A 24909-nucleotide genomic window follows, 5' to 3' on the forward strand; every position below is an offset into this window, starting at 1 on the left:
GTCTTTCCCCTTGATACTGGCGTTGCTGAAGTTCGGATCAATTTACGATCGTCCCTGTAAATATCGTCACTGACGCGAAGATTGTACATTTTATTTTTCCGCACTAATATCCTCAAACAAACTTTGTTTTCGCTTTTTTGTTTCCCGTCCCACTCTTCACCTCATGAGGCTTAATATGCGTATATTCGCTCGAAAAACCATCTTGGTAGCCTTTTGCAGCCTATCGATGATGACATCCTTTACGGTCGCACAGGAAACTGTCCAACCAGAGGCGACAACTGCCCTTACACAGAAACAATCTGTTAAGGCCAAGAAGTTCATGATTTCAGCCGCCAACCCTATTGCTGTTCAAATCGGTTATGAAGTTTTGGAATGGGGGGGAACCGCGGCGGACGCGGCTGTCGCTGTTCAATTTGCTCTTAATCTGGTGGAACCTCAAAGTTCTGGCATCGGCGGCGGGGCTTTTCTTGTTTATTGGGACGCGAAAAACCGAAAATTGACAACATTTGACGGGCGGGAAAAAGCGCCCTCGGCGGCAACACCTGATTATTGGATGGGCGACGATAACAAGCCAATAAGCTGGTTTAAAGCCGTCGTTGGCGGACGGTCCGTCGGCGTCCCAGGCACTTTGAAATTAATGGAAACCGTCCATCGAAAATACGGCAATCAGAAATGGGGTGACCTCTTGGAGCCAACGAGAAAACTGGCTGATGGTGGCTTTCAGGTATCGCCGCGCCTTGCTGCACTGATCGATAAAAGCAAAGGTAAGCGTCAGTTGGATGCGTTTGCAAAAACTCGCGCCTATTTCTTTGATAAAGAGGGGGCGCCGTTGAAAGCAGGATATCTGCTTCGTAATCCAGAATTTGCAAAGACGATCTCCCTCATTCAAAAAGAAGGAGCGACAGCCTTTTATGAAGGAACGATCGCGGCAGACATTGTTGAGGCCGTCAAAACAGAAGTAAACGGCGGCATTTTGACCCTTGCGGATTTGAAGAATTACACTGTCGTCGAGAGAGCGCCGGCCTGTGCGCCTTACCGGCAGTATGAAGTTTGTGGCATGGGCCCTCCGTCATCTGGCGCACTGACGGTTGGTCAAATTCTCAATATTCTGTCCAATTTTGATCTTCCGAACATGGGCCCCGGACTGGAAAGCGCCCATTTATATCTGGAAGCTGCCCGGCTCGCCTATGCTGACAGAGGCCTGTATATGGCGGACTCCGATTTCGTGAAAATGCCAGAAGGACTGCTGGATACAACCTATCTGAAAAGCCGCGCGGCCCTGATTGACCCACTAAAATCCATGGGCAAGGCAGAGGCAGGAACACCCCCTTGGAAAGAGACCGCTCTTCGCTCTCCAGACACACAACTGGAGCGGCCCGGCACCAGCCACATTTCAATTGTCGACGAATATGGAAATGTTGTCTCGTTAACGACAACCATTGAAACTGGCTTTGGCTCTCGGGTTATGACCAATGGCTTCTTGCTCAATAACGAACTGACCGATTTCTCAAGGACCCCTGAAAAAGATGGTAAGGTCATTGCGAACCGCGTCGAGGGCGACAAACGGCCCCGGTCCTCTATGGCACCGACCATTGTCCTGAAGGATGGTCAACCTGTTCTTGCTATCGGCTCCCCCGGTGGGTCCCGCATCATCAATTATGTTGCCCATTCTATTATCAGAATTCTCGATTGGAACATGGATCCGCAAGAAGCGTTAAACTACCCGCATATTGTGAACCGGAACGGCACCACGGACATTGAAGAAAACACCCATGCACAGAAAATGGTTCCTGAACTGGAAGCCAAGGGTCACAAAGTCGCTGTCAAAGATTTAAACTCTGGATTGCATGCCATCCTGATGCAGGACGGCCTATTGGTCGGTGCCGCTGATCCGCGCCGTGAAGGCGTTGTGATGGGCGATTGAGGTTACTTTTTTGTCCCGGCGATCTGTCGTTCCATGATCCGCTGAAATAACTGGGGAGACAGGCGATTGATCCACCACGCAAATTTTGCCACTCGGCCGACCAGTATCATTGGCTGTTTTTTGGCAAAGCCTTTCAGGATTGCGCGCGCAGCCGTGTCCGGGTCCATATAGTCTTTACCATCTGTTGCGGACCCGGGCCTTGCAATGCCCTCTTCTGTAGTTTCAGAGTGCCCGATATTGGTTGCAATAAACGAAGGAGCCGCGATTAAGACAGACGATCCGTTTTCTCTCTCCTCTGACCGAAGGGATTTAAAAAACCCTTCCAAGGCATGTTTGGAGGCGGCATAGGCCGTGCGATGATATAAAGGCGTAAAGCCGGCAACCGAAGAAATAACCAGATGGGTTCCTTTGGCAATCCGCACCGCCTCTAAAAAGTGTCTGGCCATGGACACCGCTGCGAAATAATTGACATCGAACACTGCTTTTTGGCTGTCTTCTGTAGATTGATCAAAGGCCATGATCTGTGTGACGCCAGCGTTATAAATGATCAAATCAAGGGATCGGTGTTTTTCCAAAACCCGGTTCGCTGTTTTCTTTAAATTTTCGGGGTCGGTCAAGTCACAGGCAATGGGCCACAGCGTATCACTTTCGCACAAACTGTTTATATCCAGATCCAACGCGATCACCCGCCAGTTCGCCAATTGCAACTGCCGGATCAGGGCTTTTCCCAACCCGCCAGCTCCCCCTGAAATCAACGCCGTTTTCATAAGCCCGCCTGCTTTTTCCACAACACAAATACCTGTTCACTGGTGAGTTCCGGGGTATATCCAAATTCTTCCTTCAGCTTAGTATTATCCAGAACCGGACGGTATTGAAGGAACCGTACTTGCTCAGGACCGTATCGTGACAAGCCAATGGGGCGGGCGATCCCTAAGCCGAGCTTTAAGAGCCAGGAAGGTACACGGCGTATTCTCTTGCCTAATATTCGCCCAAGGTCACTCACCCCTAGCGCGCCATCCCCAGCGACATTAAATATTCCGCACGCACCATCGGTCGCAGCCCGGATCAGGATACGCGCCAAATCCTGTGTCCAAATAAAAACAAAGGGACTTTCATATCCTGAAAGACCAAGCAAGGGGTCTTTCTTAAACAACGCCGTTATCTGATTGTCTGTTTCGGCCCCCAGAATAGTCCCCACGCGCAAAATCACCTGCTGTAAATCCGGCGACTGTGAACGCGCCTCTGCCAGCATTTCCTCAACAAGCCTCTTGTGATGTGCATAAGCGAATTCAGAATTTCCTCGAATTGGATCCTCCTCTTTCAACGGCACAGAATTATCGGCATGATAGCCATAAGCCGCCCCCGATGACGTAACAACCAAACGCTGAACCTTGTACTTGATTGCTGCCTCCAGCACACGCCGGGTGCCGCCCACATCCACGCCATAGGCCAGACGATCAGTCATTCCTTTAGGCGGTGATACAATAGACGCCAGATGAAGGATCACATCCGGGCGTTCCTCGCCAATAACGTGCTCAACCTCCGGCGACGTGACATCCATTTTCCGAAACCGGATGGGATCGGGCAACGTCGAAACAGGAACAATATCGGTGGCAATAATCTGAATTTCGTGGGATTGCGTCCATTCCGTCAAAACAGCGCGGCCCACCAGTCCGGCAGCACCGGTAATCAAAACCTTCATCGTGCTGCCTCCGACCGGGAAAACAGATACGCCAATGCCAATCCCGAAATTGCGTGCCAGATTCCCCAAAAAGCGGCAACAACGGCCATCCCGCCCAAACCATCAAAAAAGGCAAAGATGAGCACCAGTCCCAACGCTGAATTCTGAATGCCTGTTTCAATTGTAACAGCGCGCCGGTCAAAGGGTGATAATTGTCCAAGGGTGGCCGTTATCCACCCCCCACCCAAGGCCAGCGAATTGTGCAAAATAACCAAAGCGGCGACCGCCCCGGCAAATTTCACAAAAAATTCCCAGTTCACCGCCAGCGCGATGACAACAAAACTTACGAAAATTGCCATAGAAACCCATTGCAAAGGGCGGCGCAAACGGGCGCTAAAGTCAGGAGCCCGTCCGTTCAGCTGCACACCAAGAAACAACGGCAACACCAGCATAAAGCAAACGGTAATGCCGATTTGCACTGGATCGAGAGTTGTTTTTCGCAAAATTTCTTCGGTTGGCCCATACAAGCCGCCCCAAAAAGCAATATTTATGGGCGTCAGCAAGATCGCAGCAATTGTCGCAACCCCTGTCATCGAAACGGACAGTGCCGCGTTCCCACCAGCACGATGCGTAATGAAGTTAGAGATGTTCCCCCCCGGACACGCTGCAACCAGTATCAATCCAAGCGCAATGGACGGGCTGGGCTGTATTAGCCAGACCATTCCGAAGGTTAGAACCGGCAATATGAAAAATTGAGAAAACAATCCCACAAGAAGGGGTTTTGGGGCCCGGCGCAGCCGATGAAAATCATCTGGGGTCAGGTCCAACGCCACCGAGAACATAACAATTGCCAGAATAGCGTTTAGCAAGGTTAGGGATTGTGGACTGAAATTCAAAAGTACATCATCAATACCGGTCATGACGCAGCCCCTTTTAGCGTCTCGATCCATCCAGTCACCGCATTACGATATGTTGCTTTATCGACATAATAGGCCATGCGCGGTAAATCGAGATAAGCCATACCGCCTGTAGCCCGTTCAAATCCTGAAGATTTCTTTTCTTTTAAGGCATTGGCGGCCGCGGTCCCCTCTTGCAGTCCCTTGAGGTAGCGACCCACCATTTCAGCTTGCTCATGGCGCCCCTGCCAACCCAAACCGCTTGCTTCAACCATGCCTAAAACGAATAAGTCATCCCGCACCGGATGGAAGCAATTTAGATATAAATGCGGCGCATCATTCTTCCAATTCAGGTATTTTTTTTCGATAAACGGGTAATGCAATTTATACCCCGTCGCCGTCAGGATCATATCATAATCGCTGACACTACCATCCTTGAAGAAAACTGATTTCCCCTCAACTCTTTCAATGTCTGGCCTAATATTTATATCCCCGTGACCCGCATGATACAGCACCAGGGAATTTACAATCGGATGGCTTTCATAAAGTTTGTAGGTCGGTTTAGGGAACCCGTATTTCTGCGGATTTCCGACAAACCAGCTGAGGATAAGTTGATCAATCGGACGCTTTAACCACATGGGAAGTTTAATCATACCCCCCAGCGTATCCGCAGGTTTTCCAAATACATATTTTGGCACGAAATAATAACCGCGACGCATGGACAGATCACAGCTTTTGCCGTGATGAATAGCGTCCACAGCAATATCGCAACCAGAATTACCCGCGCCAACAATCAAGACTCGCTTGTCTTTGAATTGCTCCGGGTACCGGTAAGAGCACGAATGTATGATCTCGCCCGCGAAATCACCCGAAAATTCAGGGTTATTCGGTTCAGAAAGCGTCCCGTTTGCAATCAGCACTCCATCAAAAACCGCGTCTGCTGCCGTCCCGCCTGTTTGCCAACCGACCCGCCATCCGTCGCCGTTTTTACCAACAGGCTCGACGCGGGTAACTTCTGTGCCAAAAAGATAATTGTCCCGTAACTTATAATGATCTGCAAAAGCCTGAAAATATGATTTCATTTCTCGATGAGATGGATATTCTGCGGCTTCTTCAGGCATGGGGAAGTCAGAAAACTCCGTCATTTTTTTTGAAGAAATCAAATGCGCCGTTTCGTACATCGTCGATTTGGGAGCTTCAATATCCCACAAACCACCCACATCCGTATGCAATTCAAACCCTTGAAATTCGATCCCCAATTCCGATAGTATTTTGGCCATTGCCAAGCCCATCGGCCCTGCACCAATCAGGGCGTATTTTTTATTTTTTTTGTTCATCCATCCTCCCGGTTGATGATTAGATTGAACAATTGTATAACATTAGGCAAGTGTTTTTTAGCAGGAGAGATTTTTGTCATCCCCCAGAAAAAGAGCCCCCTCAGCCCGATCCTTGGAAACAAAAAGGCGCATTCTGGACGCCGCCGAGCGCATTTTTTCGGAAAAAGGGTATGATGGCTCTAACTTACGAGAAATAGCCACGCTTGCGGATGTCCCCGTTGGATTGGTCCAACATCATGGTGGGAACAAGGAAGAGCTGTTTGCCAAAACAGTAAAGCGTCGCGCAGAAGAACTATCGGACATTCGAGTACGGGAACTGGAAAAACTAAAACAGACTGGGGAATTGTCAGTTCGAACCATCATGGACTGTTTTCTAAGGACCCATTTCAAAATGCTGACGCAGGATGGGCCGCACTGGCTTTATTACGGGCGGTTGATTGCCCATGTCTCAGCCAATCCAAAATGGCAGCCCCTTGCCTCGGAATGCTTTGATCCGACAACCCATTTATTTTTGGACGAAATACTAAAGCTCTACCCGCTTACTGTTCGCTCTCGCGTGGCGACAGGCCAGATTTATTCCGTCGCCGCGCTGCTGGCCTTTTTCAACGCAAGCTGGCGAATTGAGAGCTTGAGTCCCGGAACCACCGAAATGGATATCGAAGATATGATTGATTTTTGTGTCGCCGGCATGGAAGCTCTTTTAACAAAGCAGTCTGGGCATATAAACCACATTTTATAGATAAATTCCCCTTCTGTGCTTTGCCTGTATTCCTGGATGATGTAGAAACCAAACCATGGGAATTAGTCGTTAAGGGGCGCATGTGTGACGACACTTATTATTACGGAAAAAACGTCACAGAAGAAAGATCTGGCGGCCGCAATTGGCAATGAGTACGGTCAAATACTCCCCGCTGAGGGGCATCTTTTAAGTCTGCAGGAACCTCTCAGTGTGAACAGCACTTGGGGGAAATGGTCTTTTGACCTGCTGAAACCTGATGATTTTTACCCAACCTGCCCGGCGCCCGATGCTTCCCCTTCGGCACGCGCGAAGCTAAAAGCGATTGAAGAGGCCCTGAAAAAAGCAACCCGGGTCATTCTGGCGACCGACTGTGACCGCGAGGGACAGCTGATCGGCGAAGAACTCCTGCGTCATTACGAATTCAAGGGCCCTGTAGGACGCGCTATTTTCACGGCACAAGACGAGAAAACCCTAAGGCAAGCCTTTGAAAATCTGGAACCCAACGAAAATTATCTCAATTTGGGTCAGGCGGCTCTTGCCCGTCAACAAGCCGACCAGGTTTACAATTTATCACTGACACGCGCCGCCACAGTAGCGCTGAAACAACCCGGTGAATATGGAGCGATCGGTATTGGTCGGGTCAAAACACCAACCATGGCGATTGTCTGTATTCGAGAACTGGAAATTCTGGATTTTAAACCCGCCGATTATTTCCACCTTGTCGCAACAGCCAACACAGCGGCAGGAAAACTGGACCTCAGATACGCACCTAAAGAGAAAATTCTGGATCAGACAAAGGCAGAGGAACTTTGCCAACTGGCTGATGGCTTTGAAGCTCCGATAAAGGCCGTAATGAAGGTCAAGCGGACCAAGCCGCCAAAATTATTGGATCTGCCCGAACTTCAAAAAATCTGCGCCCGCAAATGGGGGTGGTCTGCCACAAAAACGCTGGATGTTGCGCAAGAGCTCTATGACGGTGATGGCAAGAAAATTCAAACCTATCCGCGTGCAGAATCCAGATATCTTGCAGAAAACCAGATCGCCGACATTGATGAAATAGTCAAAGGCCTTAAAAGTCTGGAGCAGTATCAAAAACTGGATGTGGGAAAACCCGAAATTCGCAAAGGTAAAAGCGGGCATTTTTCCGATGCCGGTTTAAAAGGCGTATCCCACCATGCGATTATTCCCAATAAAAACACCATGGATCAAATTGCCAGAATTTATCCACGCCTTTCAGATGATGAGAGGAAAATGTTTGATCTTGTTTCAAGTTCCTATCTGGCCATCCTGCTTCCTGATTACGTATATCAGTCCACAACCGTTTCCCTTTCTGTCCCTACCCCTGAAGGCGAAGAGCTTCTGTTCAAGGTAACAGGGAACATTCCCAAAGAGCTTGGCTGGCGTACCATATTCACAGATGAAATGGAAAAGAAAGAAGATCATGCAGGAGAACTGCCCCCTGTGCAAGACGGTGATATTGTTCGTCTCTCCCCCGTTATCCTTGACACGAAGAAAACGAAAGCCCCTTCCCGTTTCAATGAAGGTTCGTTAATTGACGCCATGCAAAATGCCTGGCGGTTCGTCTCTGATAAATCGCTTCAGGAACGCTTGAAAGAAGCAAAAGGCATAGGCACGCCTGCAACACGTGCGGCAATTATTCTAGGGCTCAAAAAGCAGAATTTCATCACCCAGAACGGCAAACATATTGTGCCGACACCGGCTGGCTTAGCATTATACAAAGCCCTTAAACAAGCCGCGCCAGAACTTGTTGACCCCGGCGTTACGGCCCTATGGGAAATGAAACTTGATGACATTCTCGAAGGAAAGCAAACCGCCCGGCAGGTTTGGGATGAAATCGGCGATGCAACCTCTCGCCTGATTAGCGTTATCCGGGATAATGCGGCGCGCGTTCCTAAAATTATGACGGGCGTTGCCCCTCCGAAAGACAGGGCGACGTTTGGTAACGGCAAACCCACAGATAAAATGATCGCAACAGCGACCTCAATTGCCACCCGTAAAGGGATCAAAACCCCTAAGAAATTTGATACCAGTTTTCAGGTCTGTAAAGATTTTCTGGATGAGCATCTAGGCGGCAACCCATTGATTGCAATTGAAAAACGATTGGGGAGCGGCTTAATTCGCGGCTTGGGTCCCGTCGCGGCAAAGGCGGTCGTCGCAGCCTTTGGGGTTGATGCGTTTTCCATTGTTGAAGACACGCCGGAAAGACTATCCGAAATTAAAGGGGTTGGCCCCAGGATTGTCGCCGCGGCCGTAGAAAGAAAACAGGCAAAAGAAATCGGTAAACAATTGGCAGATTACGGGGTCCCACGCCAATTCGGACTGCGGTTATCCCGCTGCTTCAAAGAAGAGGCGCTAACACTGGTCCGCGAAAAGCCATACGAAATCCTGAAAACAGTCAGTTGGTTTGGGTTCGATAATGCGGACAGAATTGCCTACGCAATCGGATTAAACCCTGACGATCCGGCGCGGCTGCAGGCGGCATTGCTTCAAATGCTCAACATTCCTCGCGAAAAGGATACACTGGCTGCCCCGTTGGCCAAACGTTTGAATGTCAGTCCGGTCAGTGTTGAAAACATGCTAAAAACAGCACTCTCCGAGAATTTGATTGTTGAAGAAGAACGAGACGGCATTCTGTATGTTGAGCGCAGAGACGCTGCCGAAACAAAAGAAAACCTGGGCACGCTTTTGAAAAGCCTGAACGGCCATACGCTACCATGGCAACCGTTTGATACAATCAAAGCTGTTCAATGGGCACAGGAACAGACGGACACAGTGCTAGAACCGGACCATACCGAAATTCTGGCGTCTATCCTATCACGGAAAGCAACCGTTCTGTTGTCCAACAAAAACGACGCTTTATCATTTATTATCAACCCATTAGTTCACATTCTTAACGCAAAGAAAGTAACAACTAAAATTGTTACGGCGTTTCAATCCGTTGCCACTTCAGTGAAAACTGCTTTGGACGAAAAAGCTGAACCCGTTTTAAGAGCTCTGGGGTGGGATGAAGCTACGCAGGATTTTAAACATTCCGACAAAAAACCTCTCAAATGCCAATTTCTCATTCTCTTTTATTCTGATGATATGGATCCCGAGCATTTACGGGCCTTATTGACTGCTACCCCGAAAGAGTCTGCCATTCTCATCATCAAAGAAGAAAGGAACACTTTCTTCGAAATGGCCGCCTACCCGCTGGAAAAGTGTTGCCATCACCTTCAATGGACAATACTGAAGGACCCTTCGAAACCTGTCGACAACAACAGTCAAAAAGCACGGGCGCTGGCCTCTCTCTCCCAGACAGGGGAATGTGTTGAAGAATTTCCACCGTCCGCGGAGGCCGACTTTTTCATTTTATCAACACCGTCAGAAGAAAAAGCATCAGCAACGGCACTGGAACTTATTCACAATCGGTTGCCAGCAAAATTTGAAGTTGATTCAATTACAGACATCCAGCTCCTGTGCGATAAAGCGGCAGGACCCGCCGGTGTCAACGCGTTCAACAAACAGGCAATCCAGCTTCCTCAGAAAGAGAAAAATACGTCCTCTGTAAACCGCTTTGGCCATCTGTTTAAATCGAAAAGCAAGGTCATGCTCACACAGGACGCAATGGATAAAGGCCTCGGTAAAGGTGAAGTTGGCATCATTAAAAAAATTGATGCAGAAGCCCAGTTAGCCAAAATCAGTTTTTCAGGAAAAACGCTGGAGTTTGAATTTGATGAATTGGACATCGTCGTTCCTGCCTATGCAATACTCGCAACGACTGGCACCGTTTCAGAAACAAAAATTATCGTCGTCATAAGTAAATCATCGACGAGATCAGCCCCACTGTATCGCGCCTTAAAAAATGCTACCGAGCGGGTTATCCTTGTGGAGTATCCTGCATAAAAAAAGGCGACACTCCAATGGACTGCCGCCTTCTCGTTAGGAATTATTTTTCGGACTAATCTGACGCATTTTTCTTATTGCGTTTCAGGGCGCGAAAACCACCATCCTTTTTGCCGCCATCAGCCGAAGGTTTTTTCTTCAGGCTCAGCTTTTTGTCTTTCGGTTTCCGGTTGAACTTGCCGAATTCCTGATCTGTATCTGACGCTTTAGCACGCTTCGCAGTGTCTTTTTTAGAAACCTTTTTAGGGGCATCCGCATCAACCGTCTTTTCTGCTTTTTTAAACCGCTCTGATGGATCTTCAGGTTTTCCAAAGCGCTTGTTGTAAGCGAAATCTGCACCACTTGACGGTTTGGCATTCCGGTCGGTCATTCCAGACTTGTCCCGGGATCGATCGTCACGCCCCTTAGCCCCATCCTGCTGATCGTTTTTCTTAAAGGGTTTCTTCCCTTCTACGTCCCGATCATATTTTTTCTTCGGGCGATCGAAGGCTGCATCGGGTTTACGATACTCCTTCTTTTTTGCATCATCACCAGCATCAGATTTCTGATGATAGTCTTTCCCGGTATCCCGGTTCTGACGAGGCTTTTTATCAAACTCGCGACGCGGGCCGCGACGTTCAGATTTTTCACCGCGCTCCGGCCGTGGTCCGCGATCGGCGCGCGCCGGACGCTCAGAGCGTTCCGAGCGGCGTGGGCGACCTCCTGCTTCTTTAAAAACAGGTTTTTTGTCCAGTTTTTGAACATCAACTGTTTTTTCCATCTTACGGCTGGGGCCCAATGCTTCCAAAAATGCATCAACGCACTTGGCTTCCAATTCAACGAAGGTTTTCTCTTCCTGAATTTTAATGGAACCAATTTCGTTTTTAGTAATATGCCCAGCCCGGCACAGCATCGGCAGCAACCAACGCGGCTCCGCTGTATGCTTACGACCCACAGAGAGTTCAAACCAAACGCCGTTGGTAAAGTCCTGGCGCTCTTTTCTTGTGCGCTCGCGATCAGGGGCTGCCTGATCCAACAACTCTTCAGCAGCAGGTTTTGAAGTATGATGGATGCGAACAAGCGCTGCTGCGATCTGGTCGGCGGAATGTTTTTCCAGAAGCTCTTTAACGATCTCCTGCTCATCTTCCTTAACCGGTTCAGTCAAACAGGCATCGTTCATGAACCGCTCGCGGTCCTTCGCAATGACATCTTCCAATGACGGCGGTTTTTCCCATGTGGCTGTTACTTTAGCATTGCCAAGCAATCGTTCGGTTTTACGGCGCCAGTTATACGGAACGATCAGGGCGCTGACCCCTTTCCGTCCGGCGCGTCCTGTGCGGCCACTTCTATGCAGCAGAGGCTCCGCGCCACGGGGCAGATCTGCATGAATAACCAGTTCAAGATTAGGCAGGTCAATACCACGGGCGGCAACATCAGTTGCCACACAGACCTGTGCCCGTCCATCCCGCATTGCCTGAAGCGCATGACTACGTTCGTTCTGGCTAAGTTCGCCAGAAAGTGCAACAACCGAAAACCCGCGGTTATTCAAGCGACTTGTCAGTTGATTCACATTTGCGCGGGTACCGCAAAAAACAATGGCGTTCTTGGCATCATAAAACCGGAGAATATTGATAATCGCATTCTGACGATCATTCGGCGCAACCGTCAGTGCTTTATATTCGATATCTTTATGCTGTTTTTCTTCCGCTGCGGTAGAAATACGCATGGCATCCTGTTGATACCGTTTTGCCATGCTGGCGATCGGCCGCGATACAGTCGCCGAAAAAAGCAGAGTCCGACGCGTTTTTGGAGACGTATCCAGGATATATTCCAGGTCTTCACGGAATCCCATATCCAGCATTTCATCTGCTTCATCCAGGACAACGCATTTCAGACCGCTTGTATCAAACGCCCCGCGTTCGATATGATCCCGCAACCGTCCGGGTGTCCCGACAACGATATGCGCTCCCCGATCCAGGTTTCTACGCTCTGTCCGGATATCCATCCCGCCAACGCAGGAAACTACGGAAGCACCTGTTTTGGCGTACAGCCAATCAATTTCACTTTTAACCTGCAAGGCAAGTTCTCTGGTTGGGGCGATTATCAAAGCAACCGGCACTTCGGCCGGTGCGAACCGATCCTGCGCCTCCAATAAAGTGGGGGCCATTGCAAGACCAAAAGCCACAGTTTTACCGGAACCGGTTTGGGCGGATACCAGCGCATCCCGTCCATTTAGTTCAGGGGTTAGCATTGCCGTTTGAACGGGGGTCAAGTCCGTATAACCGCGTTCTTCCAACGCGGTTGCCAGTGGCGTCATAACGCCATCATAATTTGTCATCATTTATCTTTCGGATCACAGGTCTCTTGCCCTGAAGTCATATATAATTTTCAGGAGGCTGAACAGACCGTCTGATCCGCAGCATCAAGCAAGTTACTGGAGTTCTAATACTAGAATACAGGAAAGTAAAGAAAAGCTGACGTCCAAAACAATATTTCGTATTTTCAAGATTAAGAAGAGGCAGTGAAAAAATATCAAGCCCTATTAAAAAGGCGATCCGAAATGAACCTCTCAAGCCTGCATTATAGTATCGACCTTTTTTACAATAGTGCATTTTTTGAGCCTGTTTGACAAAATGAAAAATAAAATTACTTTACTATTCAGCCTGTATCACTAAGTAATATTTTTGTGGAATAATACGTTAAAATCACACCAAAAGTCTTAATTCCATGGTGTGTATTCTGTTTGCTTACTTACGGTTTGTTAACAGTCTTTCGGTAACATCTGTTTTTTATGATGTACGTTAGCTAACAGGCTAGCCCTTTCACTGTATTGGACGAAAAACAAAATGCTTCTTAAGGCGTTAGGCTTTCACAAAATGAAGAGTAACTGGAAACAGTTCTCAAAAAAAGTTCTCAAGACAGGGCCCGCAACTTTCGACGCACCGGGCAAACAGAACGATCCCGTCAAAACAGCAGGCGCCAACCAACCGACAACCGAAGACCAGATGCTTGAGGATCAAATAAAGCATTTGATTGATGGGAATGAGTTTTTGGTCAATGGAAAAATCAGCCTGATTAATCTGGCTACCATTAAGGCAAAACTTGGCGACAAATGGGAAAAGTATTCCAGTTACATTCACACATTTGCAGAAAAGGTATTTCAACAACGCCTGACCCCTCAAGATATCTATTACAGGGTTGGAGATGATGCTTATGTCTTCGTTTTTGATAGCCTTTCAGAAGAAGAAGCCATTATTAAATGCTCTTTGATAGCGAAGGAAATTGGCGAACAGGTGATCGGTGATGAATGGTCCACCTCTCAATATGGGGCGACTGTTTCTGTTACCAGCTCTGAAGGCGAAACACTTCTTGAAGAAAAATCCATGGCCGCGAGTATTGTGCAGAGCCTGGAAAATGCTGAAAAATTTAACCCGTCTGAAGTTCTTAAGAATATCAGTCCTGAATATCTGGACAATACGGCATCCCGCATTTCAAAGACTTTTGAAGCAATAGAACAAGAAAAGAAATCTTCGAACACAGAAGGTGACGAAGGAATTGGCTACTTCTGTGACGCGATGAACGGAATCGGAAAAATAGAGAGCTGGATTTATGATGCCGAACAGGTTTCAGAAATGCAGAACAATTCTCCTAAATGGGAAGCTTTTGTTTATGACGGTTTGCAGACTGAAGAGAAAAAAACAACGAGCGTGTCTGAGAAATTAGCCGAACTGATTGGCGAAACTGAAAAGTTATACAACGTTCTACAGGACGACTTATTGGTCTTGTTTGAGGACGAGGAAGAGATTGAAGAAGAAACGGACGAAGGCGAAGAAGACTATGATCCCGAGATGGTCTTTTCTTATTGGCCTGTATTGCAACCAACGTCCAAAAGAGTAGCGGCTTACGCAGCATCCTCCAAATTTGTGCTCGAAAATTCACTCTGGAATATAGATGACCTGCCTGAAGACATCCATCCATCCACAACGGCTGTTTTTGATCAGCTGGTGCTTAGACGTACGATCGTTGATTTAGTAAATTGCGCCCAAAAAGAAATCATCAATATGGTGATTATTCCGGTGAATTTTTCGACCTTGAATACGGCAAGTTATCGAAAGGCCTATCTGGAGATATGTGGAACAATTCCTAAAAGCATGCACAAGCTTATTGGCTGGCAAATCGTTAATAGTGGCGTGCAAAACTGGCATTCTCAACTACTGACAGCTGTTTCAGCAGTTAAGAAATATGGTCGTATGGTCGGGTTGGAAGTCAGCTGCCAAAACCCGCAATTCACAGACTTAAAAGCCATCGGTGTCGATGTTGTCGGGTTCGATTGGAAAAACGCCAACCTATCACCGGACGCTTTGAGAAAAAATCTGGAAAATTTCAAGAAACGGGCGGACACAGAGGGACTTAGGGTTTTTCTTTTTGGTATACCGACCGAACAAATTTTCAAGACCGCCATCGAGATTGGTATTGAGTATATGGCTGGGGAGTTCGTCGATGACAGCGTCGCAGAGCCTAAAGGTGTTTACAGTTACGATAAACATTCGAATATTCATTCCCTTTCCGCCTGAAGTTGCCCCGCGCACCTAAATATTCGTTTTACGACGATTTTTCAGGTCGCACCGGCGGCGCAATCCATACAAGTCGCCGAGGCAGCAGTTAAGCCTATCCTTGAACCGGGAAAAAACCGCTAAAACCAGACTCCTTTATTCTCTGTTGCCTAAACAGCGACCGGAAGGGAACCCGGCACAAAACGAAATAGCACGTGGTTCTGCAGTTGGCTTCAAAAAACGGCCTCTCTAAAAACCGGGATGTTAAATCCGGGAATAGCCGGGGACAGGGGTGGGTCAGGTCCCCCTTTGGTTTCCGTAGGATCGTCAGGTTTTTTGAAAGATTACCACCTCAGCGTCAGAGGCCCCCGGAAACAGCTTATAACGGGCGATCTCAATTCGGCGCCCCTCTCCTGGAATAGCCAGACGACCGGTTGCAAAATAACTGAGTAAAGTACCACTTGCGTCCTGTAACTCAACAATCAGGCTCTCGTCAAACTTATTATTTTCGGCTAAAATGCTTTCAAGCCACTTGGTTTTCAACCCCGCGACAAGAATATATTTAAGCGCTCCGTCCCCTTCGAAAAAAGGTTGTGCCACAGCAAGGACAGGTAGGCCTGACACCTTTCCAACCAGAAACTCACCGATAACAAAGTCTTTCTGCTCGATCACTTTTTTATAATAAATTCGATCAGAAAAACTGACGCCGCTGACCGCGGATTTAGGTGTGCAATCCAATTCTCCGTTTGGCTTCACTCTCAAAAAGACATCAAAAACATCCTTTTTTTCATTTAGGTAAGCCGCAAGCGGGATTGCGCAGTCATCATTTTTTGCGCTCAACGTATGTTCTTCTTCCCCCAGCCTTTTGAGAGTATCCTTCGCCTGTTCAGCAACGGTTGCAACTCTGTCCCGAATAAGAGCGTAGATTTGCGAAGCATCTTCCTGCGCTGGCGAAGTTTTTACCTTAATCCCATAAGCGAATGCAATAAAAGTAACAATTGCGACGAAAACTGCAATTATAGGGTATAACTGGCTTTTCTTCAAAATCGTCTCCCTTCAAGATTTAAGGCTGGGAAAATTGGAAGGCTGAGACCTCTGCCTCATAATGCCTTATAATATCATCGGCCTCTTTAAAATCGGATGTAATCCAGATCTCCAATTCCTGATATAGGCGTGTAACTTCGTCTGTATTTTTAGTATTTAACTGCATTTGTTTTGATACTTCGGCTGATTTCAAAAATCCAAAATTAGAAATCATTCCTCTTAGCTCATGAGAATACACTTCCACGTCATCAGGCTTATCCAGCGAACCTTCAAGCCCTTTCATGATAATTTGCACACGTTCCTGTGATTTGCTTAACAAGTCCCGTACAACATCCACACCCAACATTTGGCACATTTCTTCCAACTTCTGTTTTTCAAAAGTATGCATCGCCTGCTGCTTTTCCTCCACCAGAACAGGTTTTACATTTTTCAACAGACGAGTTAATACGATTATCAGGTCCACTTCATTAATTGGCTTCGTCAGAACGTCTGTCATACCAGCCTCCAAATAGCTTTCCTTCTGTTCGGTAAAGGCATTTGCTGTTAAGGCAACAATTGGCAAATCATCTCTGACTTGCGGCATTTCTCTGATTTTTCTTGTCGCTTCAATACCGTTCAAAACAGGCATTTGAATATCCATTAAAACCAGATCGAATGAGTTTGGCATTGCCGTTATCATCTCAACTGCTTCTCGTCCTGTCGACACGATATTAACATTGTGCCCTTGCGTCTCCAGCATACCGCGAACGACCAACTGATTGACGGTATTATCCTCTGCAACCAGGATAGAATAGGCATTCGTTAAGCGCTCAACCGATTGAGCCGACGACGGTTCACGCATATCCGATGCGGCAACAATACTCACAGGAATTCGAACAGAAATTTCCGTCCCGTCTCCGACCCGGCTCTTTATGGATATGGTTCCGCCCATATCGTGAACGAGGCCATCGACAATAGAAAGCCCCAATCCGCTTCCTGCACGGCTCTCTCCATCGATCGTACTTTGTTGAAACTCTTCAAATACCTTGTCAATATCCTCTTCCGGTATGCCCGGGCCCGTATCGATAACACGAAAGTTCAGCCATGTCTGTCCCTCAACATTTTCCTCTTCTACAAGAAGCTTCACATAGCCTTTTTCAGTAAATTTAGCTGAATTACCCAGGAGATTAAACAAGACCTGCCTGATATGCTCAAAATCACCACGATAACAACGGGATTTATCCGAGTATATTTTGGTCAGGAATTTCAGGTTTTTCGTCGACATTTGAAAGGCAAAAATCGAACTCAGTCCATCAACCAATACGCCGATACGAAACTCTTCCTCCACAATCTCTGTTTTACCGGCTTCAATCTTAGCGAAGTCTAGAATTTGGTTAAGAAGGCCCAACAGGAAAAAGCCAGACTCTCGGGCCAATTTCAGATCACTCTCAATTTTTTGAGGCAATTGTTCCTTCAAGGTTAATTGAATTATTCCCAAAATACCGTTTAAAGGGGTCCGAATTTCATGGCTCATTGCTGCTAAAAACTTTGCTTTTGCAAGCGATGCTTGGTCCGCTCGATGGCGCTCTCGGATCAAACGTGCCTCAGCCACTCGCCGCTCGCGTTCCTTGCCCATCAACGTGGAAAGTATCCAGACACCAATTAGATTGGCGATCCAAAGTTGTGGCCAAACACCAACCAGAACGGCGTATTGAATATGGGCAGGAAATGTAAAAATCAGAGGCATTGTGATAAAAGTTGAAACTGTTGTCAGCGCAACGATCTGGATGAAGTCAAACGGGTTCTGTTTATTTTTCCTGCAAAACCAACCCCAGAACACGCTGATAACACCAAAAATGATAACATAGGATACTCCTGAAGGAGCCCCTATCCCACCAACCATCCAGCGGGTGAATGCCGCTATGACGACCGTAACGGTTGCAGAAATTGGCCCGCCAACAATACCAGATATCAGAATGGGGGCACCGCGCGCATCTCCGATAATGCCGGGTTGAAATTCAATGGGAAGATTAATCAATAAGGCAGCGGCTAAACCGAAAACCAACCCTAACCTGAAGGAAATCCATCCATTCAAACGAGGTTTATCAGAAAACAGGGCTGCACCGAACAACGACACACACCAGGCAAGCATTGCGAGCAAGCCTAGATTTGCGATCAGTGCAACATATCCCCGAGCCAGAGCCTCCAGAAAACCATCCAAAACAGCGTCCTTTTCTTTCTTAACAACACTTATGGTTTCTTAACACCAATAGAAATGAAAATTAATCTGGATAAAAACCGCTAACTTTACCTAAAATAATACCATTCTACCTTATTCGTATCCCACTTGAATTACTAATCTATTAATGAAGACAATATACAAGTGGGTTGCCGTGAAGGATTTGGCGTTAAATGCCGGTAGAAAGGAGGAGGAAATTTCGGAAGGCTAGAAGAAAAACATTGATCGAGCGTCGTGGCCTTTAGTAATCCCATTTCCAGAAAACGCCAACACTGCTATTGCTACTCTGATCAGTTTTACTTTCGACTTTTACATTCGGTGTGACTTCGATTTCGACTTTCGCGGAAGTGCTTCCAGCGGTGCCCCCCTGTGAAACGCCGACATAAATCTGATCAGTAATATATTTTCCAGCCGACACCTCTGCACTGCCCGTATCTTCGTTAATGCCAGCAGACAGAACATCAACACCTAGCGCCTGACGGGCAAAATCTGTGATACCGCCAAACCCAGCCCCCCCAGAAACACTGGAAATCGCCTGCGCAAGTTGAACGGCCTCTAACGCAGACAGCTTAGCGGCAGATTTTCCGAATAAGACACGTGCCAGCACTTCGTCTTCAGGCAGATCATCGGGTGACGAAAATCGAATAATCGGATTATTGGCAGTCCCTTCAATGTGAACCACAGCGGTCACATTCTTCCCTTCATATTTGGCGGAGAGAGACAGTTCCGGATTTATGTCTTTATTGCCGAGCAAGCGGATTGATCCGTCTTGCAGTTTGAAATCCTTACCAGAAAAACTGAACTGACCGCGAACCGGACTTAGGGAACCTTCGATAATCGGCGCATCAGAGGTACCTTTCAGCGTAAATTTTCCTGCCCATTCTGAATCAAGGCCCCGCCCTCTGATAAAAAGTCGCTGGGGTATATCAACAGCAACCCCCAAACGGACGGCAGGGCCAGCGGGCGGCTCGTCCTGCGGATTTTCCTGCGCCAGATCCTGCGGAAAATTGGTCAGTGTGACAGGCATGTCGACGACGTCTGCAGCCAGCGTCCCTGCGATGCTGACATCGATATCGCGTGTCCGGACATCTCCTGTAACTGAAAGGTCATTGGGCCCTCCAAGCATCCTTAAATTTGCGTCCGTTGCAACTTTCAGGGCATCCTGGTAGATAAGTTGCATCTGTTCCAATGTCAGCAACATATCTACAGAAGGTTGTGTGTCTTCATCCAGAAAAATACGACCCGATAGCGACGCGCGCCCGTCTTCCCGGTCCGTTGCCTGTGCACGAACATCAAAGATAGAAGCGTCTTTCGTTATCATGGATAATTCCAGGTTTTTCAGGATCGTCCCATATTGTATTTCTTCATACCGACCACCTTCCAACTGTACCTGCCCGAAATATTTAGGTTTTGATACGGTTCCCTGAACACGACCATCCGCTGTTAGTATTCCTGACAACAGATGTTTATCCAAGCCCGCCAGATCCCAGATTTTTCCGATGTCACTCTTTATTGCTGCCTGTATATCAATCGCCCCCTCTGCCGGCAGTTCGGCGCCCAATGGCTTTAAAGAAACACGGAGCGGAACGTTGCCTGACGCCTGAATGGCGGTTTCATCAAGCCCGGCAACAGTCCAGTCGAAATCGACAGCCCCATTCTTAATGGCGCCGTTCAAGTGACTGGAAAGGGCAGGTAAGTCAGGATAGTCTTCGGTGACAAGAACTGCCTTATTCAGGGTCAATGAAAAATTCCCGTTGGTTTGCTGTTCGGCAATCTCCACACTTGCCTCAGCGTCCAAAACCCCCTGAAAAGAGCCTTCAGGCATTAAAACATTCAACAAATCCAGCGGCAGCGCCTTTATGAGGAGTTTCGCCTTGGTCTGCTGATCATTTAAATTCCCTTGCGCCTGCAGCTCCCCATCTCCAATCGATAGGGACACTGGTGACAATGCCATAGAGCCCTGATTGTATTCAGCCGTAACAGGGGATTTCATATCAACAGGCTTGTTCAGAAACTGCCCGGAAAAAGTCTCCAGAAAGAGTATTTTTTTGGTCTCTGCGGCTCTAATATGACCGATCGTGTTTATGTTATAGGTTGGCGTCAACGGACTGGTGAAAGAGGCTGAAAACGCGAGTTCTGTCAGTTGCCCCTCCGCCTTCATTGTCACGTCTGGCAATGCGACATTTCCCGCTGTCATCGTGTTCCCAGTCAAAGAAAGCAGGATTTTCGGGTCTGAAAAAGCACCGACGGCTTCCGCCTGTCCGTCTAACGTTCCAACAGACAGTTTTTCTTGCGGGTAGGCTAAGTCACGCACATTCACAGAGACACTGGTTTTTTGATTTTCCAGTGAATTAGAAAGTTCCACCCGTCCGGAAAGACGACCTGATGCCTGCTGCCCTGCTATGGATGCAAGTCCCGCCAAATCGGGAAAATCGATTAACAATATCCCTGAATGAGGGTTGCTGTTTAACGAAATATCCAGCGCGCCCTTTATCGAATTTCCCTTTTGTTCAACAAGGATATCCAACAGGGAGACAATCGATGGATTCGGCGTTTTTATGGTGGCCGATAGGTTTGTATCAATTTTGGGTCCTGATAAAGCACCGCTTACCTTTGCATTCAAAGAGCTTGTCGGGTTCTCTACCTGAAACTCGGCTTGCAACTGACCTAAGGGTAGCCCGTCAATGTGAAGAGAAGAGACTTGCATGGCCCCGTTAATATCCGGGTCCATCAACGGACCCGACAAGTCACTTTGCACGAACGCCGTTCCGCGGAGGGCAACACCCGCGATAGCATCCAGTTTTTCAAGTTGGGGCACCTCAACCTGAAAGGCTCCTGTGATCGTTTCAAAGGATCCAGAAAATTGAACCCCGCCCTGAATACGCCCAATGGCCAGAGGGGCGTTTAAGTCTGAAACAATGATATTTTCGCTATCAACAGAAAATTGAGCCCCCATCTCAAGAGCGGTCCCAACAAGCCGTTGAATATCCGGATCCCCAACATTGAGCCCAGATACAGAGAGGTCAATCTTTCCGGCTAGCCCTTCTGCGAGGTTCGCACTTGATGCCGTTACATCTGCCTGAACGCGCCCTTCAATCGACGGGATAATCGTTTGCATCTGATCTAGCGTCACAGATGCTGTGGCCTTGGAGGGCCCGTTCCCCAAGGCAATGCTTCCGCCGCCAAACATCGTTAAATGAGAGGCCGCAGCAGAAAGTTCAAAAATATCGATTTGGTTTTGCTCACCAGAAAAGTGTCCTTTTGCCTCCGCCGTCAGAGAGGTGCCCAAAAGCTGCGCGGCCTGTGGGGGAAGATTGGTTATTCCAGTCGCAGTTACAAAAGTCTCGAAGGGCACAACCACCAAATTTTCGGGCTGGATTTCAGTTATCAGCCTGTTGGTGATAGTTTTTACTTGAAGAGAAGGCTGCCCCTCTCCTTGCGCGATGGCGAGACCGTCTGCAGCTGTATTTGCCTTGATGGAGATCTTTTTCAAACCTCCGCTCAGGTGCATAATTGAAGAGGCCGCCTGTAAAGACGCATTTGACAGCAGGGCGTTCACCGCTGAAATATTCTTCACTGTACTGCTGACATCCAGCGCACCCTTTACTGCCGCCAGATCAATCTTACCCGTTAAAACGGTTTGCAGGTTTGGGTTCTCAATCGTCAGAGAATTCAGCGTCACATCCTGCTTATCAGCATCAAAAAGAAAAGAGCCAACAATGCTTATCCGTCGGTTATCGATCAAAGGAATGGACGTAGCGACACTTTCCTCCAAGTGAAGTCCACCTGATAGTTTAAGGCTCGTTTGGTTCAGGCCATCCATCTCCACCAATAGATCACTGGAAAACAGACCGTCAGCCTGCGCAATCACCTGCCCCCGCCAACCCTCAATTGGTCCATCTCCGACGATCGATCCGGAAAGAGCTGGCAAGCCAGGAAGTTTTAGCAACCGACTGAAAAAGCCACCCTGTGCCCCGTTTAATTCTGCGGTAACCCCTAAATGATTTTTCGCTGGATCAAAAAAGACTTCACTATGAACACTGTCTTGTAGAGCATCCAAGGGAACGATGGAAAACCGGCTGACCAACGTGTCATCCAGCCGAGAGTTTAAGGCCAATGAGACGCCCAGAATACTCTCTTGTCCCAAAACCGGCTCTTCAAGAGAAAGTTTATCTATAGAAAATTTCGACAAGGAAAGACGAACGGGCAGCTTTGGAAAGCCTGTTGTTCCCTCATCGCTTTGCGAAGAAGCCGGCAAGTCAGGCTGGCGTTGAACTGTAACGCTGTTAAAAGAAATTTCCGCGATCTGCAAACGACCTTGCAGAAGGTGCAACGGCGACCAGGAGATCGTCCCCCCCTCCAAACGCATCCATCGGCCGACTGGATCATTTAACGTCAGGGACGCGATGCTGAATTGATCAAAAACGTTTCCCTGTAGGCTGCCTACACCAATTGACAGCCCCCCTTCCTGTTTTGCCGCCTCTTCAACTTGCGAAACAAGAAAATTTCTACCAGCCTGTGTTTGCAAAAACGTGTAGGCGCCAGCCATTGCCAGAACCATTACAGCAACCAAAGTCAGCAAACTCATGCCAACTTTTCGAAAAAACGATCGCACCATTTCTAAAATGCCTGCCCGATGCTTATATAGAATTGAAACGCGTCATCTTTATTGGCCCGGCGGTTCAGCGGAAGCGCTACATCCAACCTTAACGGTCCGAAAGGCGTATAATATCGGGCGCCTAATCCGGCGGCCCATCTGAACTCTTCATCAAAATCGGGCATCATGCTTTTGTAGACATTGCCGCCTTCAATAAAAGGGACGATTCCGATTGTCTCCGTGATCCGAATGCGCGCTTCCAGCCCCACCTCAACGACCGATCGCCCCCCGATGGGATCATTGCTATCATCCAATGGTCCGACTGATTGCAGCTCATACCCCCGAATGGACCCCCCGCCGCCGGAATAAAAACGTTTTACGGCAGGAACATCCGCCCGGCTACTTCCCATAATACTGCCAACGCGGGCCCTTGCGGCAAAGATAAGGCGCTTATCGGCCAAGGCGGAATAGTAACCAGACCCTTCGATATCTGTTGTCACAAAGTCCGAGGAAACATCGTTTAGCCCAAGATACGATGTCAGCGTTGTACTGAAGCGAAAACCTGTTGACGGATCCAGCAAATCATCGGTTGAATCGTAAGCTGCGGTAATCGGGACACCAAAATAAAAGAAATCGTCACTAACGCCGTTTTCCTCGATTTGAGAGAGTTCAAAAAAAGCGCCACCGCCAACGGTCCAGTTTTTTCCGTAGGTTCTATCAAGACCGACATAAACACGAGCAGCCTCTTCTGAATAAGCGTCGGTATCTTCTATTCGTAAACTGGCTTCTGCTTTTAAATTCTGATGACGCCTGTAAACATTTGGTTTGACGAACGACGCAGATACCTCCTGTGTAATTTCAGAAAGCCTTAAATCCCCACGTAGCTTCTCCCCTTGCCCGAAAAAATTCCGGTTCTCCCAATAGGCAGAGACACCAGCACCATCACTTGTCGAATAGTCAGCACCAACGCCGATTGACCGATGTTTTCGTTCTTTGAACTCGAAAGTTACGGGTACAACCGCGTCATAAGTCACGGCTTTTGGAATAGAATACCGGACAGCTTCAAAAAGGCCTGTTTCCAGAAATATCTGTCGAACCCGTTTTAAGGTTTTTTCCTGATAAATTACATTTTCTTTCCATCCAGACAAACTCAACAGATATGCCTTGTTTATTTGCTCCAATCCGGTCAGTTCCAATTTCCCAAAGTATACAAGCGGGCCTGACTTGATGGTCTGCACCACCTGCATTTGTCTGGTCGTATAATCAACAACGGCATTCTGGCGCTCAAACCGTGCAAGGGGGTATCCTCTGTTTGCCAAAAGAGAAATCGCTTTTTTCTGTGCATCTACAATTGGTTGGGCTTCTGCTGGTGCGCCAATATCAATCCCGAGATCTTTTGGATCAAGAGGCCCCGGGCGAGACTGCAGAGCATCGAACTCAACCCGAAAAGCACCAATGGTATAGCGCGGCCCCGGGTCAATATTAAAAGTTACGAGTGAAGGATTTACTGAGCGATCAACTTCATGAGTAATGCGGGCAGAATAATACCCTTCAGAATTCATGACTTTTTTAAAGCCTTCCAGATCTGTATCGATCCGCCGCCGAAGCGCCGCAAGACTAACCGGTGGCTTGTCTTTTAATTGATACATTTGCGAAGATAGCGCTAGCAATTCAGAAAGTGGCTCATCCTCAGGCAGATTAATGACCGTATCATATGCCCACCTGTCCGCCTCTTCCTGAGCGTAAGCAGCCGAACCGCTCGCCACAAGAAAAGAAAATATAGCAGCCAATAAACCGAAAAACAGAGCGGTTGCCTTGACCTCCTTTGAGGGGGATACATAAATGCAGAAGGTCACGTATTTTGGTCCGCGTAGAGAATTAGGAAAACATTTTCAAAGCACAGAGGATTAATTTCTATCATTTAACATAGTGTAGTTTATTCAATACTGATGTCCAGCAACCCGAATGCAGAACGCCCTCTTTATATTTAGATCGTTCCCTTCTGATTAATAGTCCAGATAATCGTATTTACGAC

General features: G+C 47.8%; 13 protein-coding genes. 4 read left to right on the plus strand and 9 right to left on the minus strand.

The genetic code is table 11. The features are described 5' to 3' along the window. Positions 1–175: 175 nt before the first annotated feature. A complete protein-coding gene (ggt, locus tag OIR97_RS11445; RefSeq protein ID WP_169545757.1) occupies positions 176–1924 on the plus strand; it encodes a gamma-glutamyltransferase in 1749 nt (582 codons plus the stop codon). 2 nt (positions 1925–1926) lie between these two features. On the opposite strand, the gene OIR97_RS11450 is transcribed toward ggt, so the two are convergent. The 4 genes from OIR97_RS11450 to OIR97_RS11465 are packed head-to-tail and all read right to left on the minus strand — an operon-like array spanning position 1927 to position 5838. Beyond that, entirely contained in the window at positions 1927–2691 is a 765-nt protein-coding gene (locus OIR97_RS11450; protein ID WP_169545758.1) for an SDR family NAD(P)-dependent oxidoreductase, read from the minus strand. Beyond that, entirely contained in the window at positions 2688–3626 is a 939-nt protein-coding gene (locus tag OIR97_RS11455; RefSeq protein WP_169545759.1) for an SDR family oxidoreductase, read from the minus strand. Before OIR97_RS11455 ends, OIR97_RS11450 begins: the two co-directional genes overlap by 4 nt. Then, entirely contained in the window at positions 3623–4525 is a 903-nt protein-coding gene (locus OIR97_RS11460) for a bile acid:sodium symporter family protein (protein ID WP_169545760.1), read from the minus strand. The genes OIR97_RS11455 and OIR97_RS11460 overlap by 4 nt, the downstream gene beginning before the upstream one ends. Then, a complete protein-coding gene (locus tag OIR97_RS11465) occupies positions 4522–5838 on the minus strand; it encodes a flavin-containing monooxygenase (protein WP_169545761.1) in 1317 nt (438 codons plus the stop codon). The genes OIR97_RS11460 and OIR97_RS11465 overlap by 4 nt, the downstream gene beginning before the upstream one ends. 73 nt (positions 5839–5911) lie before the next feature. On the opposite strand from OIR97_RS11465, the gene OIR97_RS11470 reads away from it, so the two are divergent. Both OIR97_RS11470 and OIR97_RS11475 read left to right on the plus strand, forming a co-directional pair. Then, on the plus strand, positions 5912–6577 hold the full coding sequence (locus OIR97_RS11470) for a TetR/AcrR family transcriptional regulator (RefSeq protein ID WP_169545762.1): 666 nt from the start codon (positions 5912–5914) through the stop codon (positions 6575–6577). 84 nt (positions 6578–6661) lie between these two features. Then, a complete protein-coding gene (locus tag OIR97_RS11475) occupies positions 6662–10483 on the plus strand; it encodes a DNA topoisomerase (RefSeq protein ID WP_169545763.1) in 3822 nt (1273 codons plus the stop codon). 55 nt (positions 10484–10538) lie between these two features. Here the strand turns inward: OIR97_RS11475 and OIR97_RS11480 are convergent, their stop codons facing one another. Next, positions 10539–12800: a DEAD/DEAH box helicase gene (locus OIR97_RS11480; protein WP_169545891.1), complete on the minus strand. Its 2262-nt coding sequence runs from the start codon at positions 12798–12800 to the stop codon at positions 10539–10541. Between the two features lie 538 nt (positions 12801–13338). Between OIR97_RS11480 and OIR97_RS11485 the strand changes: the two genes are divergently transcribed. Then, the gene (locus OIR97_RS11485) at positions 13339–15036 is read left to right on the plus strand and encodes a hypothetical protein (protein ID WP_169545764.1); all 1698 of its coding nucleotides are present in this window, start codon (positions 13339–13341) and stop codon (positions 15034–15036) included. Positions 15037–15342: 306 nt separating this feature from the next. Here the strand turns inward: OIR97_RS11485 and OIR97_RS11490 are convergent, their stop codons facing one another. The 4 genes from OIR97_RS11490 to OIR97_RS11505 all read right to left on the minus strand — a co-directional run bounded on the left by OIR97_RS11490 (position 15343) and on the right by OIR97_RS11505 (position 24730). Further along, positions 15343–16059, minus strand: a complete 717-nt coding sequence (locus OIR97_RS11490; protein WP_169545765.1) for a PDC sensor domain-containing protein — start codon at positions 16057–16059, stop codon at positions 15343–15345. A gap of 19 nt (positions 16060–16078) precedes the next feature. Beyond that, on the minus strand, positions 16079–18259 hold the full coding sequence (locus OIR97_RS11495) for an ATP-binding protein (RefSeq protein WP_169545766.1): 2181 nt from the start codon (positions 18257–18259) through the stop codon (positions 16079–16081). Positions 18260–18518: 259 nt separating this feature from the next. Then, on the minus strand, positions 18519–22895 hold the full coding sequence (locus OIR97_RS11500) for a translocation/assembly module TamB domain-containing protein (RefSeq protein ID WP_169545767.1): 4377 nt from the start codon (positions 22893–22895) through the stop codon (positions 18519–18521). A gap of 2 nt (positions 22896–22897) precedes the next feature. Beyond that, complete coding sequence (locus tag OIR97_RS11505) at positions 22898–24730, minus strand: autotransporter assembly complex protein TamA (RefSeq protein ID WP_169545768.1); 1833 nt, start codon at positions 24728–24730, stop codon at positions 22898–22900. Positions 24731–24909 lie beyond the last annotated feature (179 nt).

Source organism: Sneathiella aquimaris, from assembly GCF_026409565.1.
Classification (GTDB): Bacteria; Pseudomonadota; Alphaproteobacteria; order Sneathiellales; family Sneathiellaceae; genus Sneathiella; species Sneathiella aquimaris.